The organism is Tengunoibacter tsumagoiensis, assembly GCF_003967535.1.
GTDB classification, from domain to species: Bacteria; Chloroflexota; Ktedonobacteria; order Ktedonobacterales; family Ktedonobacteraceae; genus Tengunoibacter; species Tengunoibacter tsumagoiensis.
Window position 1 is genome coordinate 3235872 of record NZ_BIFR01000001.1, and the last position, 18378, is coordinate 3254249.

Annotated in this window: 13 protein-coding genes and 1 other annotated feature (1 of these 14 cut by a window edge); of the genes, 10 read left to right on the forward strand and 3 right to left on the reverse strand. The window is 51.4% G+C overall.

Annotated elements, in window-relative coordinates; genetic code table 11:
* Positions 1-114, reverse strand: a binding site (T-box leader); it reaches 199 nt to the left of the window's first position.
* Between the two features lie 321 nt (positions 115-435).
* The 6 genes from EL628_RS12780 (at position 436) to EL628_RS12805 (ending at position 9055) form a co-directional block, all read left to right on the forward strand.
* Positions 436-3264, forward strand: coding sequence for a 2-oxoglutarate dehydrogenase E1 component (locus EL628_RS12780; protein ID WP_126580326.1), 2829 nt, complete (start codon positions 436-438; stop codon positions 3262-3264).
* On the forward strand, positions 3254-4567 hold the full coding sequence (gene odhB / locus EL628_RS12785) for a 2-oxoglutarate dehydrogenase complex dihydrolipoyllysine-residue succinyltransferase (protein WP_126580327.1): 1314 nt from the start codon (positions 3254-3256) through the stop codon (positions 4565-4567). The genes EL628_RS12780 and odhB overlap by 11 nt, the downstream gene beginning before the upstream one ends.
* Before the next feature lie 218 nt (positions 4568-4785).
* The gene (locus EL628_RS12790; protein WP_126580328.1) at positions 4786-6213 is read left to right on the forward strand and encodes an FHA domain-containing serine/threonine-protein kinase; all 1428 of its coding nucleotides are present in this window, start codon (positions 4786-4788) and stop codon (positions 6211-6213) included.
* A gap of 82 nt (positions 6214-6295) precedes the next feature.
* Positions 6296-6835 carry a DUF6391 domain-containing protein gene (locus tag EL628_RS12795; RefSeq protein ID WP_126580329.1) on the forward strand — a complete coding sequence of 180 codons (540 nt, stop codon included), beginning with the start codon at positions 6296-6298 and terminating at the stop codon, positions 6833-6835.
* A 14-nt stretch (positions 6836-6849) separates the two neighbouring features.
* Entirely contained in the window at positions 6850-7740 is an 891-nt protein-coding gene (locus tag EL628_RS12800) for a sulfurtransferase (RefSeq protein WP_126580330.1), read from the forward strand.
* A 214-nt stretch (positions 7741-7954) separates the two neighbouring features.
* The gene (locus EL628_RS12805) at positions 7955-9055 is read left to right on the forward strand and encodes a phosphotransferase enzyme family protein (RefSeq protein WP_161975469.1); all 1101 of its coding nucleotides are present in this window, start codon (positions 7955-7957) and stop codon (positions 9053-9055) included.
* 49 nt (positions 9056-9104) lie between these two features.
* Here the strand turns inward: EL628_RS12805 and EL628_RS12810 are convergent, their stop codons facing one another.
* Complete coding sequence (locus EL628_RS12810) at positions 9105-10781, reverse strand: serine/threonine protein kinase (RefSeq protein WP_161975470.1); 1677 nt, start codon at positions 10779-10781, stop codon at positions 9105-9107.
* A 562-nt stretch (positions 10782-11343) separates the two neighbouring features.
* On the opposite strand from EL628_RS12810, the gene EL628_RS12815 reads away from it, so the two are divergent.
* The 4 genes from EL628_RS12815 (at position 11344) to EL628_RS12830 (ending at position 16509) form a co-directional block, all read left to right on the forward strand.
* A complete protein-coding gene (locus tag EL628_RS12815; RefSeq protein ID WP_126580333.1) occupies positions 11344-12483 on the forward strand; it encodes a class II histone deacetylase in 1140 nt (379 codons plus the stop codon).
* A gap of 124 nt (positions 12484-12607) precedes the next feature.
* Complete coding sequence (locus EL628_RS12820) at positions 12608-14137, forward strand: YifB family Mg chelatase-like AAA ATPase (protein WP_126580334.1); 1530 nt, start codon at positions 12608-12610, stop codon at positions 14135-14137.
* A 202-nt stretch (positions 14138-14339) separates the two neighbouring features.
* Positions 14340-15359 carry a zinc-dependent alcohol dehydrogenase gene (locus tag EL628_RS12825; protein ID WP_161975471.1) on the forward strand — a complete coding sequence of 340 codons (1020 nt, stop codon included), beginning with the start codon at positions 14340-14342 and terminating at the stop codon, positions 15357-15359.
* Positions 15360-15600: 241 nt separating this feature from the next.
* On the forward strand, positions 15601-16509 hold the full coding sequence (locus EL628_RS12830) for a diacylglycerol/lipid kinase family protein (RefSeq protein ID WP_126580336.1): 909 nt from the start codon (positions 15601-15603) through the stop codon (positions 16507-16509).
* A gap of 137 nt (positions 16510-16646) precedes the next feature.
* On the opposite strand, the gene EL628_RS12835 is transcribed toward EL628_RS12830, so the two are convergent.
* Together EL628_RS12835 and EL628_RS12840 are read right to left on the reverse strand one after the other, a co-directional pair.
* Positions 16647-17648: a DUF4349 domain-containing protein gene (locus EL628_RS12835; protein ID WP_126580337.1), complete on the reverse strand. Its 1002-nt coding sequence runs from the start codon at positions 17646-17648 to the stop codon at positions 16647-16649.
* A 187-nt stretch (positions 17649-17835) separates the two neighbouring features.
* On the reverse strand, positions 17836-18240 hold the full coding sequence (locus EL628_RS12840; RefSeq protein WP_126580338.1) for a hypothetical protein: 405 nt from the start codon (positions 18238-18240) through the stop codon (positions 17836-17838).
* Positions 18241-18378 lie beyond the last annotated feature (138 nt).

Sequence of the window (18378 nt, forward strand, 5' to 3'; positions counted from 1 at the left end):
GTTCGGCTGGTGGCTCAGGAGTGATTTTCGGTCGGTTGTCTGTATCCGGTTGCACCGGCCCCGGACTCTCTGTGACAGAGCTAACTGACGTACTCTCTCCCTCTTCGCTTATACTGTAGGTCTTTGCTGAATTGATGGGATTATGGAACTTGTCCTGTTTTCCATCCACCTTGTGAATGAGAAACAAGATCATCTGAGATCGGCTTATCGTGACTGAGATGTGGTTACATCCGTCGTAGTTTCTATAGGCTATCTCAAGAACGATTATTTTGCTGTATAGTAAAGCTATGATACCATAGGAAATGGCAGAATACAATAGCTGAATCTCAGACACAAGCGAGCAAGCAGTGAGCAGGAATGTGGAGGGTTTGTGGGCTTGTTGTCAATGTACTCTTGTTTGTGAACTTGTTGTCAATGTAATCTTAAGGAATCATCATGCATAACCTGGACAGATTTTATGGGCCGAATGCGGGATATGTGCTGGAGCTCTATGAACGCTACCAGCAGGACCCCGCGTCAGTTGACGCAGCGACGCGTGCTATCTTTCGCTCATGGGAACCTGAGGTGCAGGAGCCGATGGCACAGGAGAATGTGGGGAGCGTCTCGCAATCACACGTGTCGAAAATAGTGGCGGCCTCTGCCCTTGCGCACGCGATTCGAGAGCGCGGACATCTAGGGGCACACCTTGATCCTTTGGGGAGCGATCCTCTAGGAGATCCGGCTCTATTGACAGAGACGCATGGCATTAGCGATGACGATTTAATGCGCCTGTCTCCCAGCGTCGTTGGTGGGCATTCTGCGGAGGGGGCTTCCAATGCCCTGGAAGCCATTACAGCCTTACGGGCAATGTATTCAGGAACAATCAGCTACGAGTTTGATCAGGTAAAGAGCTCAAGTGAGCGAGCCTGGCTGAGGGATGCCGTTGGCCTGCGGCTCTATCACCGCGATCCCAATGCTGCGGATGCACGGAAGCTCTTGCGGCGTTTAACGCAGGTTGAGATCTTTGAGCGCTACTTACATCAGACCTTTCCGGGTCAGAAACGGTTTTCCATTGAAGGCACCGATATGCTGCTGCCAATGTTGGATGAGATTATTGCGGGTGCCATAGACTCTGAGACCAAAGAGGTTATTATTGGGATGGCCCATCGTGGCCGTTTAAACGTGCTTGCGCATACCCTTGGAAAGCCTTATGCGGCTATTCTGGCCGAGTTTGCCCATGTCAAGCATGAAGAAGGCATTCCACTTACCGATAGCTTTGGGTTTGGCTGGACGGGCGATGTGAAGTATCATCTTGGGGCTGAACATCTGCTTGGGCAGGGAGCCGCACGTGATCTCAACGTTATCCTGGCTCCAAATCCCAGCCATCTGGAATTTGTTGGTGCCGTCATCGAAGGGATGGCTCGGGCCTCGCAGGAGATTCGCCAGGTACAGAAGCGCTCGCCCTTACTGGATGTCGATAAGTCGTTGCCGATTGCGATTCACGGAGATGCAGCCTTCCCTGGTGAAGGAGTTGTGGCTGAGACGCTGAACCTCTGGCATCTTCATGGCTATTGGGTTGGTGGTACCATCCATATGATTGTGAACAATCAGTTAGGCTTTACCACCGATCCAAAAGATAGTCGTTCAACCGTTTTTGCCAGCGATCTGGCTAAAGGTTTTGGCATCCCCATCATTCATGTCAATGCTGATGATCCTTATGCCTGTCTGACTGCTGTACGTATCGCTCATGCCTATCGAGACCATTTCCATAAGGATGTTTTAATTGACCTGATTGGCTATCGGCGCTGGGGGCACAACGAAGGGGATGAGCCAGCCTTTACACAGCCTCATATGTATGAACTGATTCGAGAGCATCCGAGTGTACGAGAGCTCTATATCCGCTTATTGGATCAGCAGAAGGTCGTTACACGTGCAGAAGCTGAGCTATTAGAGAAAGAGATCTTTGCCGAGCTGGAGCAGGCAAAGCGAGATGCTGATACAGGGGCTTTTGCTCCAGAAGCACAACTGCCTAATGGACATCACGCTTCGTTCTCTGGCGAGCAGCAACCACCTCGATTGTCGGCTGACCACATTCGCAAGCTGAATGAAGATCTGTTAACCTGGCCAAAGAATTTTACCCCCCATCCGAAGCTGGCTCGTATCCTTCAGCGGCGTGCTACTACCCTTGGCGCGGAGGGAGGAATTGATTGGGGACAGGCTGAAGCGTTAGCTTTTGCGTCTATCCTTGTGGATGGGACCCCGATCCGCCTGACAGGCCAGGACGCTGAGCGCGGTACATTTAGCCATCGCAACGCAGTCATTCATAGTCTGCATAGCAACAATACCTATATTCCTTTGCAGAATGTGCAGGGGGCCCAGGCCTCATTCTCAGTCTATAATAGCCCGTTGACCGAGACTGCGACGTTGGGATTTGAGTATGGCTATAGCGTTCATGCACCTGAGGCCCTGGTTCTCTGGGAGGCTCAATTTGGCGACTTTGCCAATGTTGGGCAGGTTATTATTGATCAGTTTATCGCTTCTGGTCGGGCCAAATGGATGCAGAACTCTTCAATTGTCATGCTTTTGCCGCATGGATATGAGGGGCAGGGACCAGAGCATTCCAGTGCCCGCCTGGAGCGTTATCTTCAGATGGCTGCTCAGGATAACTGGCGCGTTGCCAATTGTTCAACAGCTGCTCAATACTTTCATCTATTGCGTCAACAGGCCTATTATCTGCAACGAAAACCTCGCCCTTTGATTCTTATGACTCCTAAGGCACTGTTGCGTCAGCCCCAGTCATCCTCCCGTTTAGAGGATTTGACAGAAAAAGGGTTTCAAAACGTTATTGATGATGAACGAGCTCGCCAGCAGCCTGAAAAGATTCAGCGCATCGTCCTTTGTACTGGTAAAATAGCCATAGACTTGCTAGGTCACGAGAGTCGTGCCCATAATGAAGATGTCGCAATTGTACGGGTTGAAATGCTCTACCCTTTTCCAGGCGATGAGTTGAAACAAGTGATCGCTGGCTATCCACAGGCGACAGAGGTTGTCTGGGTCCAGGAAGAGCCACGTAACATGGGCGCCTGGAGCTATATGTTTCCACGTTTACGTGCACTACTCAGTCGGTTGACTGAGCGTAATTTGACACTTGATGTGATTGCGCGACCAGAGCGCTCAAGCCCGGCGGCAGGTTTCTGGGATCTTTATGTTGCAGAGCAAGGGCAGATTATTGCCGAAGTTTCTCGCACACCGCTAGGACAGTCCGGAGGAAAGTATGTCCGTTGAAATTCATGTTCCCACATTGGGAGAATCGATCGTCGATGCTACGGTAGCATCATGGCTCAAACAAGAGGGCGATGCAGTACAGCGCGGAGACGCCCTTGTGGAGCTGGAGACTGATAAGATTAACGTTGAGGTGAACGCTGAACAAGATGGTGTTCTCCAACAGATCGTAAAACAGGCTGGCGAGGTGGTGGAGGTTGGTGCGGTCCTGGGAATCATCGGTGCTGAAGGAGGGGCGAAGAGCGCTGCCGTTGAGCAGAGCAAAGCGGCGCAGCCGGAAGTGAAGTCAGTGCCGGTTGCCGAGCAGGCTACCGTCCTGTTTGATGCACAGCGCCCTCCATCTCCTCTGGCCCGCAGGATTGCCGCTGAACATAACGTCGATATTGCCCAGGTGAAAGGGAGCAGTCCTCATGGTCGTGTGACCAAGGACGATGTCATCAACTATCTGGAGCAGAGTACGAGCGTACAGCCGAATGCGCAACCTGCCTCATCCGCTCAGCAGGTCCCGGCCACGCAGCCTCTTGTACAGCCCACCAGGCCCGCCGTAGCCCCACCTGCAAACGGTACAAAGCCATTAGTGGAGCCCCCTTCGGCAAACGTGAATGCGGGACGAGAAGAACGTATCCGTATGTCGCGCCGACGGCAGACCATCGCCCAGAGGTTGGTTGAGGCTCAGCGGACCGCAGCCATGTTAACAACGTTTAACGAAGTTGATATGAGCGCGATTATGGACGTGCGCAGTCGCCGAAAAGACTCCTTCAAAGAGCGCAATAACGTCTCACTGGGCTTTATGTCGTTCTTTACCAAAGCCGCCGTAGGAGCTTTAAAGGCCTTTCCCCGCCTCAATGCCGAGATTCAGGGGAATGAGATCGTTCTGAAGCATTATTATGATCTGGGCATTGCCGTCTCGACCGAAGAAGGCCTTGTCGTCCCGGTGCTACGCGATGCGGATCGCAAGAGCTTTGCGCAGATTGAACGCGAGATCGCCGATCTGGCGAAGCGTGCACGTGCCAATACCTTATCATTGCCGGAGCTTCAGGGTGGGACATTCACCATCACCAATGGTGGCGTCTTTGGTTCATTGCTCTCAACCCCGATTCTCAATGCGCCTCAGGTCGCGATTCTGGGAATGCACAAGATCGAGCAGCGCCCAATTGCGCTGAATGGACAGGTTGTCATCCGACCAATGATGTATCTGGCGATGTCCTATGACCATCGTATTGTCGATGGTAGCGAGGCTGTTCGCTTTCTGGTCAAGATCAAAGAACTGATTGAGGATCCAGAAGCCCTGCTCCTTGAGGGCTAACACGAGCTTGCTGTTTCTCTCGACAGCTAGGCCTTCTACCTGTATAATCAAGGAGATACAGAGTCGCAATCTTTATCTCCAAATGGCCTGTTTCTCACTTACATTTACAGGTAGAAGGTTGTCAGGCCGAGAGCACTCTTTTGAGGGGTATGCTCAAAGAACGCTCAAAAGACGTGTAATGAGAAGACACGGCAGCAACAGAGGGAGTCGTCACAGTTATGCACGGAGGAAACAACGACGATTTACAGGGGCTCATCGGCAAATCGTTGGGTCAGTTTCGCATCGTTGAGCGAATTGGCGCTGGTGGCATGGCAACCGTCTTTAAGGCATATCAGCCAACGCTTGATCGCTATGTTGCGATTAAAGTCTTGCCCGCCTCTTACGCTCGTGATCCTGTTTTTGTAAAACGTTTTGTGCAGGAGGCGCGTTCGGTAGCGAGGCTTGCCCATCCAAATATCGTGCAGATTCATGATTTTGGTGAGCAAGATAATATTACATTTATCGTGATGGAGCATGTGGATGGGGGGACGCTGCGAGATCGTTTGCGAGGAACAGGGCCAAATGCAGCCCCCAGGGCATTGCCAGTACCTGAAGCCATTGATTTTATTATTCAAGCAGCACAGGGGCTGGATTGTGCACATAACAATGGAATTATTCACCGGGATGTGAAGCCCGCTAATATGTTGTTGCGCAAAGATGGACATCTTCTGCTCTCGGACTTTGGTATTGCCAAGATTTTAGAGGGGACAACCAACTTAACGCGTGTTGGAACGGGCATTGGAACCCCTCAGTATATGTCGCCAGAACAAGGTATGGGGCAATCAGTAGATCGCCGTAGTGATATCTATTCGTTGGGTATTGTGCTCTTTCATTGCCTTACGGGGCAGGTTCCTTTTACGGCTGATAATCCGCTTACAGTAACGGTGAAACATATAAATGAGCCGCTACCCATAGAGAAGCTGGTCGCAGCGCAAGTTCCTTCGCCGGTTATTCAGGTTGTGCAGAAAATGACTGCCAAGCAGCCGCATGAGCGTTTTCAGGCGGTGGATGCGTTGATTGATGCTTTAACGAGCGCGCTGGCGGCCTCCAATCTTTCCATACCGCGCCATCGTGGAGGTGGAGGCTTATTTGTTGATCCTCGTGGTATGTCAGGTCTGGGCAAAAATACTCCATCGGGAAGTAATCTCAGTGTCAATCCGGTGTCACCCGTGCAGCCAGCAACCATCACCTGTTTTCGTTGTGGCGCAGTCAACCCCAGTTCACGGCTGTATTGCACAACGTGTGGCGATGATTTGTCCAACAGAAGGGCCTCTGCGGACGTATATACTGTAAATGGGCGTCCGGTCCTTGCGCTTTTGTCGATTCAAAGCGGCCCTATGACGGGGCGTTCTTACCGGTTTCACCAGGATGTCACCACGGTTGGCCGGACCAATGGCAATGACCTGGTCATCTCGGGTCTTACCGTCTCCCGTCGCCATGCGCGGCTCTGGTTCTCGGATGGCCACTGGTATCTCGAAGATGTCGGAAGTGCCAACGGAACCTTTGTCAATAACGTACGTATCTATCCACCAGTTGTCTTAAATGATGGAGATGTAATTAACTTTGGCGACGAGGTGGTCGTTTTCAATGTCACCTACGGACCGTAGTTCTTGCAGCAGTCTCCGGTTGGACGATAGCAAACATCCGACAAAGACCTTACTCAACTGGTTTTCTAGAAGGGTCCAGGTTATGAGCTCAATCAATCCAGTCGTACAAGTTGCACAGCAGATGTTACTGGGTGGTGCAGTCAAGCAGAATCATGCCTTAGAGCATGCGACAATTGTTCTCTTATCGCGGCGTTTTCCCGAGGTCCGTTTCTCGGGGATCTCGTTTGCCGCCGGGTTCTTTGTCTTTGGCGATGTGCCAACTGAAGCAATCTTGCCCGCTGCTCAGGAGGCGTTGAATCTCTTACGTACTACACAGCCTGAGCTTGCGGTTCACGAGCGCTGTGGCACCAATCTGGCGGTAGCGGGTCTCTTAACGGGGCTTTCGGCAATGGCCGTCTCCAGGATGAAGCGCCCATATAGTACTGCCAATAATGTCATTCTCGCCTCAACCGCAGCGCTTGTGCTGGCACGTCCATTGGGGCTGACGGTGCAGCGCTATGTGACCACCCAGACGCCCAATGCCTCTATGACCATTCTCGGAGTCAAGCAGATGACCGTGATGGGCTCGCCAGCACATTTTGTCAGTACAGATAATCCCGAGGCAGCGGGCCTGTTCTCTTAGCAAGGATATCAGTCATGTCACAAGAGAGAAGTTCTTTTCTCGTAGAGACCTCCTGGTTGGCTGAGCACCTCGATGATGCTGATCTCAGGATCGTGGATATGCGCGGCTATGTGCGTATGCAGCCTCGTCCAGGGGTTGAGGGAGCTCATGATGCTCAGTATGTAGGTGCTCCCGAGGAGTATGCGCATGAACATATTCCGGGGGCAGTCTACCTTGATTGGAGCAAGGATATCGTTGATCTCAATGATGAGGTTGAGGCTCAGATTGCTCTGCCAGAAGATTTTGCGGCGGCGATGGGACGAGTGGGAATTGGCGATCAGACGCTGGTGGTGGCCTATGATGCTCATCCTGCTTCGCAGTTTGCGACTCGGCTCTGGTGGGCATTGCGCTATTATGGTCATGAGCGGGTGGTGGTCCTGAATGGTGGGTTGCCCAAGTGGAAGAGCGAACAGAGGCCACTGGCGACTGCGATCTCCTCCTATCCTCCTGCCACATTCACGCCTCATGTGCAACCTCAATTGCGGGCGACGGCAGAAGATGTGTTGACCATGATAGGGCAGCAGGGCGTCACATTGATTGATGCTCGTGATAGTGGTCAATATACTGGAAAAGTCATTCGTGGAGAGGGGCGGGCAGGTCATATTCCGGGCGCGTTGAGCCTGCCCCGGGAGGAATTAATCGATCCACGTAATGGGACTTTTCGCAGCAATGAGGAACTGCAACGGATCTTTGCAGGTGCTCATGTGGAGCCACAACACCATATAGTGGCCTATTGTAATGGTGGGGTTGCCGCCACAACTGTCCTGTTTAGTCTGGCTATGCTGGGCTATCCTCAGTTGACGAATTATGATGGTTCCTGGAATGAGTGGGGAGTGCGCCAGGACCTCCCGGTCGAGCTCCCTTAAAGGGTCCTCAGTTCACACACATATGGGCTCTACATCATTTATGCATGATACAAATCGCCAGATGATGTAGAGCCCATATATGTGATCATTGAGGAATGACAGATAGTATCGATGTGGCTCTTTCTTCCATACGCAACGACGATGAGAGCGGCTGTGTGGACATATGGTAAAATCCTTCTGGGTAGACCGAAGAAAGAAGACGAAGAGAGAAAAGATGAGCGATCAGTTTCCATCCAATCATGAACAAGAGACGGAAGAAGAGTTATTGGACCTCAACGAGGTCATGCATGCTTTTGGTGTCGATGAGTGGAAAAATCTGGGGCCAATTGAGCCAGTAACGCAGGCCTTGAGTCTGCGCGTTGAACTACCAGGTGAGCAGAATTATATCTTGCGTGAACGGCCTGAGAGCCTCCTGGGCGCTCAGCATCAGCAGCTCTATCTGTTCCAGGACTTTCTACGTCAAGCAGGCATCCCGCTTCCTGAATATAAGCGGACCCCTCAGGGCGAACCCTTTGTACTCATTGGTGAAGATGCATTTGAATTGCAGCAGTGGTCGATGGGAGAGCAATTTGCCAGCGCCAGTCCCCGTCAGTTGGACTGGATTGCCTCCGCAGGAGCAATGTTGGGGCGCATTCATCAGGTATCACAGCGCTATGCGGGCGAGGAACTGCGTTGGCCAGCAGAGGTGCATATAGGCGGAATCGTGCAGAGCTACCTTCAGCAGGTACGTGTCCTCGCCGATACCTATCCAGTACAGGCCATTGCAGCGGCCCTCTCAGGGTGGGTAGAGCAGTGGGAGCGCGTCTTACCAGCCTCGATGATTGCGATCGGAGGAGGCAAAAGTTTACCAGAGCTCCATATTCATGGCGATTATCATCCTTTGAATCTGCGCTTTACCGCGTTCAATGTGAGTTCTGTAACCGGATGGGAGGCAGTACGGTGGGAGAAAAGAATCTTTGAACTTGCATATAGTCTTTTTTACTTCTGCGCTCTGGATTGGGAGCCAGCGAGTAGCCTGACTCAGCCAGCGGTCAAGCGTGGCTTTGCACCCGAACGTGCTCAGAGGTTTTTAGATGCGTATGCTGAATTTGCCCCACCACCAGTTAAAGGGGAAACAACATTGCTGACCGATGCCTTTCTACTGATTGCTCCCATTGCCACAATGAATGGACCGTTAGAAGACCTGTTTTATCCGCAGGAGAGACAGGAGTCTGAGGCAGTAATTGACGAGATGCTCGAACGATTGGAATGGGCCACCACCCTTCCTTCCTGGCTAGCACGTGTCCGCACATCTCTCGGGGACATGTGGAGGTAGGTTTGTTCTGTATATTATATTTAGCGAGGAAGGAAGCGCTAGAAAAGATTTAGTGCCCATGAAGGCTGATCACCAGGATAGCCGTCAATAAGAGGAGAGCAGCGAGCGTCAGAATAAGAATAAGAAGGGCCTTATTCCCTAATTTAAAGCCGTTTTCAAAGCCATTTTCGGACGTGCTCTGGTTTTGTGTAACCGAGGCGGGAAGAGCCTGGGCTGCCAGCGCCGTGTGCTGCTGAACCTGGTTTGTTCCTATAACGGCCTGAGCCACTGGCTGAGCGTAAGAGCGCGCGTTTCGTGCGGATGGGTCGCCGCCTTGCGTTCGGGGGGGCGAAGCTACCTGATGCTCACCCTTTGCTGGAACGGGTGAGGCTGAGCGTGGAGGTCGTGGCGTATTCTCACGTTGCGGCTGAATCCCCAGATCACGTTGATTGCCCGGAGTAATCACCAGCGTAGAGTCATGCTCTTCATAAGAATTTCTAGTAGCGGGTTTCGATATTTGGATGTGGTGAGGGCTACTTAAAGAGGCACCACAGCGTGGGCAGAAGCCAGCTCTTGGTTGAACCGCACTGCCACAACGTGGACAGACTGGTCCGTGTGCCCCATTATTGGGGCCCATAGGTTGTGTACCCGAATCGGGCTGCTGTGCATTCTGCTTCGCATCTTGAATGGCCTCATAGAGCTCTGCCAGATCTGGTTGGGTGCTATGAGGATCAACTTTTCGCGGCTTTGATGGTGGTGGTGACGCTGGTGGAAGTTTCGCCGTAATCCTTCTCAGATCCTGCGCCAGTTCAGCCACCTGCTGATAGCGATATTTCGGTTTGATCGCCATTGCTTTATGGATCACAGCCGTCATCTGCTGAAGGATCTCAGGTGGGAGCGTCCCCAATTGTGCAATATGGTTTGAATGGCGAGGGGCAGGCTTCTGAGGCTTGGTCACACCCAGCCGAAACTGGCGGGCAGCGTTGGCCTCAGGGCTCTCCTCGGGAGGATTATTATTCAGATGATCCTGGAGCGTTGGAAGATCAGGGACCCCTTGTTGAATAGACTGATTGCGGGTTGAGACACTGGGGGGCTCCTGACTGGTGAGCGCAAAATAGAGGGTACCGCCAAGGGCATAAATATCTGAACGAGCGTCTGTCCCACTTCCACCGGGATACTGTTCAGGCGGGGCATATCCAGGCGTTCCTTGATGGCGAATAAAGAAGAGAGTACGAGCGCCATCGGCAGCGGCCTTTGCGTTGCCAAGATCGACCAGGACCGCCGTCCCGCTGGGCGTAATACGAATATTATCCGGTTTGATATCCCGGTGAATGACCGTTGGTTGTTGCTGGTGTAAAAAAGTCACGGCATCGCATATAGCAAGCATCCAATGGAGAATCTGTGCTGTAGGGATAACCTCATTGCGCTGGCGGGTGGTGATACGCACAAGATCCGTCAGATCGTTGCCTTCAATATAATTCAGCACCACATAATAGCGCCCGCGCTCAATAAAAGCCGCTTCAAAGGCAGGGAGGCTGGGATGGTGAAGCTGACTGAGGACTGTCGCTTCATGCTTGAGCTGTTCCTGTCCGCTGGCTCCGCTCACGAGATATTCTTTCACTGCACATTGCTGGTTGGAGGTGAGGTCTATGGCCAGATAGACATGCCCAAATCCCCCACTGCCGAGAACCCGCTCGATCCGATAGCGTCCATGCAATACTGTCCCTGAGGGGACTGTTTCTATCATCAAAAACCTCCAAAAACCCTGATGTGAGAGAATGTGCATTGTTCACAGTCGAGAAAGCGCAGACCTTTCTCGTATCTGGCATTGTCCCCTTAAAGTTAAGCCTGGTAGCTATCTATTGGTATGCTGACGTTTGTCAGCAAGAAATGAGCATAAACACACATGAATTCTATACACAATGTATCTGGCGAGGGCCTCATGTTTTAGGTTGATCTGAACGAACTACGAGCATGAAAATTGTCTAGCGTAGGCTTAACCGCTTTTTCGTCGGCATTCGCATTATACACTAGTTTGCAGTCCATGTACACGTCAAGCCTTGCTGATAGGAGCTTTGAGTCAGGTATTGCGCCGTTCTCCCTCTGAATTACAACGGTCCCTTCGAGCAAAAAGCTAGAGAATCTTCAGGCTCAATGGTGTAAACGTTTTCACCAGGAGAAATTCATCCCTGTATTCTAGTACGAGTCATCTTTTGTCTGCGGCTCAGATGTTGGATAATTGAGAAGAATGTGCAAGATGGCAAGGGGGTGGGTTGAGATAATCAGGCAGAGTAAAAGGATACATCATTATGTCTACACAGCGTTCGGGTCTGGTCTTTGATGAGCGGTTTCTGGCCCATGATACGGGGAGCGAGTCACGGGTGCAGATGCGTTCAGGTTTTTTTGATCTAACACCTGAGCCTCATCCATCATCAGCGGTGATAACTCGTCGTATAAAAGAGTTTTTAGATGGTTCAGGCTTAACTGCTCAGATGCTGCCAATTGCTGCCAGGGAGGCAATCGATGAGGAATTGCTGCCCTATCATACACGCGAGTATCTGGCAGGCATTCGTGAGCATTGTTATGGAGGGCCCAAAGAGGGGCCCTGGGGAAGCATTGATGAAGAGACTGTGTTGAATCCCGGCTCCTATGAGGCGGCACGATATGCGGTAGGAGGAGCGCTGAATGCGGTTGCTACGGTGTTGCAAGGGCAGGTACGGAACGCGTACGCATTATTGCGCCCCCCAGGGCATCATGCCTTAAGGAATCAAGCCTATGGATTCTGTATCTTCAATAATGCAGTCCTGGCTGCGCAGTATGCACGAAAACAGTTTGGTATCGAGCGGATTATGATTGTTGATTGGGATGTGCATCATGGCAATGGAATACAGGATGCCTTTTATGCAGATCCTGACGTGCTCTTTGTCTCACTGCACCAGCAGAACTGGTTTCCCAGGCTCTCAGGTGAGCTTGAGCAAGTAGGGTGTGGAGCTGGCGTGGGCACCACTGTCAATATTCCCCTCCCACCTGGCACAGGAGATCGTGGATATCAGGCTGCTTTTGAGCAGATCGTCTTGCCGATTGGACTGCAATTTCGACCCCAACTCATTCTTGTGTCGGCGGGCCAGGATGCCAGCTGGCTTGATCCTCTGGCCCAGATGATGATGACCATGGATGGCTATCGTCGGATCTCCGCGTTACTGGTTCAACTGGCTGAAGAGGTCTGTGAAGGACGTCTGGTTATGGTGCAGGAGGGTGGCTATAGCGCGCCTTACGTCCCATATTGCACCGTTGCAGCTGTTGAACCGCTGCTTGGAGCAGATCTGGGAATCGTGGATCTGTACGCCACTGCGCCCGAATTAGAGCTCTGCCAGAGCATATTTTCTGATGAGACTCAGAGAGCTCTTCAGACGATAAGGAACTGGCAACGGCAATGGTGGAAGTTGTAACCAGCCTCTGGAAAGCGCAAGGCCTCATTTTACAAGGCGACGTCATAGACTCTTGCATTTCGCGAGATTTTCGTGCATAATGCGCATGGGAGTTGATATGTGTTGGTTAGGAGGGACTGGAGTTATGTTAGCAATGGCACGTAGCTGCGCCGTCGTTGGCCTGGATGGCGCACTGGTAGAAGTAGAAGTTGATACTGCCAATGGACTATTTGCCTTTACGATTGTAGGTCTCCCAGATGCATCCGTCACCGAGGCAAAAGAGCGCGTGAAGGCAGCGATCAAGAACAGTAATTGCCTGTTTCCCCAGCGTCGAATCACCGTCAACCTTGCGCCTGCTGACCTGCGTAAAGAAGGGCCTGCCTATGATCTTCCGATCGCAGTCGGTATCCTGCTGGCCTCAATGGAGATCCAGGCCGATGCTCCGATTCAGGAGAGCCTGTTTCTGGGCGAATTATCCCTGGATGGAAGCGTGCGCCATACCAACGGCATCTTACCAATGGTGGCATTAGCGCGTGAGAAACAGGTCAAGGCGGTCTTTGTGCCTGCTGTAGATGCTCTCGAAGCAACATTAGTGGAGGGTGTGGAGGTCTATCCTGTTGAGACGTTAAGGCAATTGATTGATCATCTGAATGGGACCAGCAGGATCGAACGTTTTGTGGTTGATCCCTCTATTCTTGAAACGGCTACAGAGGTGAGTTATGCCCAGGATATGGCGGCGATTCGCGGTCAAGAACATGTCAAGCGAGCGCTAGAAGTTGCGGCGAGTGGCGGACATAATATTTTGATGAGTGGCCCTCCTGGCTCTGGTAAAACGTTGCTTGCGCGTGCTATGCCGTCAATCCTCCCCAAAATGATCGCCTCTGAAGCGCTGGATGTCACAAAGATCTATAGCGTAAGCGGAATGTTGTCAGCCGATATCCCGCTGGTCCGGCAGCGCCCTTTTCGGGCTCCTCATCATACGATCAGTCATGCAGGCCTTGTAGGAGGCGGACGCATTCCTCGCCCTGGAGAGATTAGCCTCGCGCACCGAGGCGTTCTCTTTCTCGATGAGCTCCCTGAATTTGGGCAGAATGTGCTTGAAGTGATGCGTCAGCCGCTGGAAGATAAAGTCGTGACGATCTCACGCGCCCAGGGAACAATCACGTATCCCGCGAATTTTATGCTGGTTGCGGCTATGAATCCTTGCCCCTGTGGCTTTTATGGTGATCCCGTACGCGAGTGCAGCTGTTCGGCCACGGCTATTGCACGCTATCAGAAACGTATGAGCGGACCATTACTGGATCGTATCGATATTCATATCGAAGTCCCCAGAATCGATTATGAGAAACTGGCGGATAAACGCCAGGTTGAGACATCTGCGATGATTCGCGCCCGTGTGCAAGAGGCTCGCGAGCGGCAGCTTCTCCGTCTCAAACATGTTCATCTGACCTGTAATGCAGAGATGGGTCCGGCCGAGGTAAGAACCTTCTGCGAAGTAGAGCCCTCCGCCGAAAAGTTGTTGAAAGCAGCTATGCAGCAATTGCATCTCTCCGCACGTGCCTTTCATCGCGTCCTGAAGCTCTCTCGCACCATTGCTGATCTGGCTGGCGCGGATCTCATCGCTGCCAATCATATTGCTGAAGCCATTCAATATCGGCCAAAGATTGGTCTATAGGGAACCTGTAGCTGCCTCTCGTGTTTTCGTTCCGTTCCGCTTCAACCAGGCAGGGTATTGTCACCCTTGCTATAGAGCAGATGCGTTGTGTAAAAAGAATTTATGTTATTATATCTAGAAAGTTCCGTTTTTTTTATACCTTGCATTGTTGCCTGGTTGTATAGTGTATTTGCGATGAATGCTTACAAAAGAGAGGTTTGGCATGAGAGCTCTTGTCTATCAGGGACCGCGTCTACTGACCATGGAGGATCAAGAGGTTCCAGTTCCAGGTGTAGATGAAGTACTGTTGCGGGTACGTGCGGTGGGCATCTGTGGCTCAGAGATTGAAGGCTATCTTGGTTTTAATAGTCTGCGTGTTCCCCCTCTGGTCATGGGACATGAATTTACGGGCGAGATTATTTCGACAGGTCCTACGAAGCAGTCAGTGCCGGAGGTAGGACGGCTTGTCACCGTTAATCCTCTTCTATCCTGTGGTGACTGTGTCTTTTGCCGCGCAGGAATGGCGCATGTCTGTGGGCAACGAAAATTGATTGGTGCGCATCGTCCAGGGGCTTTTGCCGAATATGTGCTTGTGCCAGCGCAGGCGATTATTCCCTTGCCCCCAACTGTTGATGCTACTATTGGGGCATTATCAGAGCCACTGGCAGTTGCACTCCATGCAGTGAATCTTGGGCAGATCAAGTCAGCGCATGGTGTGGTTGTCTGGGGGGCAGGCTCAATTGGCCTGCTGGCCATCTGTGCCGCTCGTCTGGCTCAGCCTGCACATCTTATCGCTGTTGATACCAATGCAGCTCGTCTGGAGGCTGCGCGGGTTGCGGGAGCGACTGCTGTGTTTGATGCACGCGAAACGCATGTGGTGGACGAGATTCGGCACCTTCTGAGCGATGTTGCTCACACAGTTGTTCTGGATGCTGTGGGGCGGACGGTAACACGGCAATCTGCGGTGGCTGCGGCTGGTCCGGCGGGGCGCGTAATTTTTCTGGGGTTACACGATAAAGAGACGCCCCTGGAGATCAATGCGGTCATCCGTAACGAGGTACAGATGCAGGGCTCATATGCCTATACTATGCCAGAGTTTCGTCATGCCGTGACCCTTTTAGCCGAAGGAAGGGTTCCAACAGGACCCTGGCTGGAAGTGAGGGATCTGAGCCAGGGAGCTGAATCATTTGCTGAACTGGTTGATCGCCCTGGCGTAGCCTCGAAGATTATTCTGGAGCCGTAAAACGCATCAGGAAACGCCATTTATCAGAGGTACTGTCTGCACTGAGCGGATTTCCAGACGCGACCGCGACCTGGAAGTCTGCTCACTCGCCTTTTTGCTCTCCCTGGCACTTTGCCTCTTTCTTTGTGCAAGCAATGAAATGCCCTGCCTTCCTCTCGCAAAGCAATTGTCGAGCTAATCGAAAGCTGCTACAATTGAGCCAGCAATTTTTGCGCTAGTAAAGGTTCTGAGGAGCACAAAGATGCCGGATCTACTGGGAAAACCCGTTGTATTACTCAATCCAACCGCCAATCGTGGCAAGATGCAGCCCTATCGTCATCTGTTGCAGCAGCGAGCAGAGCAAGAGGGAGCCGATTATTATGAGACCAGACAGCAGGGAGAGGCGCGCGAAAAAGCCCGCGAGGCCGCTCTGTCTGGACGACCCGTAATTATCGCAGGCGGTGACGGCTCTGTGAATGAAGTAGTAAATGGCCTGTTGCAGGCAGGAAAAAGCGTCCCTTTAGGTATTGTTGCCGCTGGCTCGGGCAATGACTTTGCCTGGAATGCTCTCCAGTTGCCAAAAGATCCTCAGCAGGCAATTGAACGAGCCTTTACCGGCCAGCTTCAGGATGTGGATGCAGGGATTGTCAATGGGGCATATTTTGTAAACTCATTTAGTGTCGGATTGGATGCGGACATTGCCGCCGCAGCCGATGAGTTAAAGAAGGTCCCTTTTCTTAGCGGAAAGCGTCTTTATTATGCCTCTATTCTGCGCCAACTCTTGTTTGGGTATCATCGCTGTCCCTGGCTCACCTTCTCTCTAGATGGAGCTCCTCCTATATATACACAGGAGCGGCACTATGTCTTTATTGCAGCCACTAATGGTCCTTCCTACGGAGCCGGTTTTCGTGTCAATCCACAGGCTGATATCAGCGATGGCTGGTTAGATATCTGTACCGTTGATTATCTTCCACTCTTACGCGCATTGACCCTCTTATCAGTGATTCAAAAGGGTCATCATGCCGGTTTGCCAGAAGTGCACATGTATCGAGCGAAAAAGCTTCAGATTGAGAGCAACGTCCCGGTCTATTTCGGACTCGATGGTGAGACTCGCCAGGCTACGAAGTTGGAGATCGAACTGTTACCAGCTGCCTTGCAGATTCGACGGTGACGTCTCCCCTGTGGCTCAAGCCCTGACTTTTATCGACATTTTTTTGGGGATTGCCCCCAGGCTACGAGGTCGAGTTTCAGTGGAAAGTCAGGGCTTTAGCCAGGAGTTTTACAGGGCGGTTTGATAAGAATATATGCTTACTTCACCTCTGTTTGGTGCGTTTCTGGTTCAGGAAGAGGCGTAGATTTTGGTCTGGCGGTCGCCACGCTTGACGGAGCATAGATCGATTCCTGAGAGCGTTGATACCATTTCCAGAGGAGCCAGAGAAGGATCACAGCAGGGACAATATAAATGGCGAAGGCGAGTAACCAGATCAGGAAATTGAGCAAGCCCTCACCTACGGTGACCGATGCAAAAAAGGCATCATGAATAGTCTGGCCGAGGGACCATCCTGTATTTGGTACGGGTTGAGATGGTGAAAAGCTACGAATCGGCTGTAGCGTGATCGTAACAGTATAGTAGGTTACCTGACTTTTCAGCGTATTGAGCTGCGTCTCCAGCGTTTCAATCTGTCCCTCAACATCAGTGAGGCGCTGCTCAATCGTAATAATATCATTGAGAGCCTGAGCATGACTTAACAGATCCTGCAAACGTGCCTGTTCTGCCTTCAGGTTTTGAATGCGTGAGTCGGTATCCACGTAGGTGCCAGTCACGTTCTGAACGGTCTCATCGAACCCATTGAGATGACCCGCATTCCTGGTAGTATAGTCACGCAAATAATTATAGACATCAGAATAACGCTGAGCCTGCACAGAAAACGTTAAGGAGACAATATAAAGATTATCACCAATCTGTTGATAACTGGTACCAGCTGAGGAAGATAGTGGATCATCATTAGCAATCCATGTCTGAAGCCCACTTGCTGCTGCACGAGTATCTTTGACCGATAAATCAACTTTTAATGTTCGAATAAGATATTGTGGGGTACTGAGAGTCGAGGAATCTTTCTGCGTATTTGTACTCTGGCCTCCTTGTGTATTACTGGCTGTTTGATTCTGAACATTGAATGCGGCAGTATGGCCAGTTGCATTTGATGTGGGAGTAGCTGACCCACCACATGCTGCAAGTATGGTTGTTAAAATGGCCAGACATCCTAGCCAGTAGAGTAGAGGGCGTAAGATGCTCCATCGATGAGGCATAGCATCAGTCCTTTCAAGTAATTTACCGAAGATGAAATGAGTTAGAGGACTTGAAGGTTAAAATGATTTTACATGCTATGAGAACTGAGAGAAAAACCTTAAGACCGTTTCTACCTCTTGTTATGATGAGAGACGAGAAAGGCCGGCAAATAGTTCCATTCAATATACGCTCTTTGTGCGTTATTTCTCACGTGTGAATGGGATGCCGATGATGATGGCAGCGGTTGAGTTCGGCATCATGGGCATCGTAGGTCACAAAACGATAGTGTTGTGAGCAATGATCAGGATTCAGATCGGCTGTGGATCTGGCCTGCCAATCTGCCGAGTTTTTTTTGCTGGTTGTGACAGGAAAAGGGGTGATGGGATAGGGTTTGGTGAAGGAGGGGCCACGGTTCTGGTACGATCGGTCCGGTTGAGAGACGGTGATGGAAGAGAGAGGCGTGGTTGGGATTGTGTCGTTGTAAGAAGCAGGAGCGACTGTTGTAGAAAGAGATTCCTGACGTATGAAGAGACTAAAGAGCGATCCTGACCAGAGCAGAATGATCAGGACAAGTAGCGTATAGAAATGAATGTGTTGACTGAATCTCCTCATTATATCCCGAACTCCTTTCTGGTGCATGGTTGTGCTAGTTTTTTCACTCAACTACGGTTGATCCTGACTGTTAAAGACCCTGGCATTGGGTTTACAGACCTTCTATGAGAGATTTTAGCATGCTGGCTGTGCAGAACG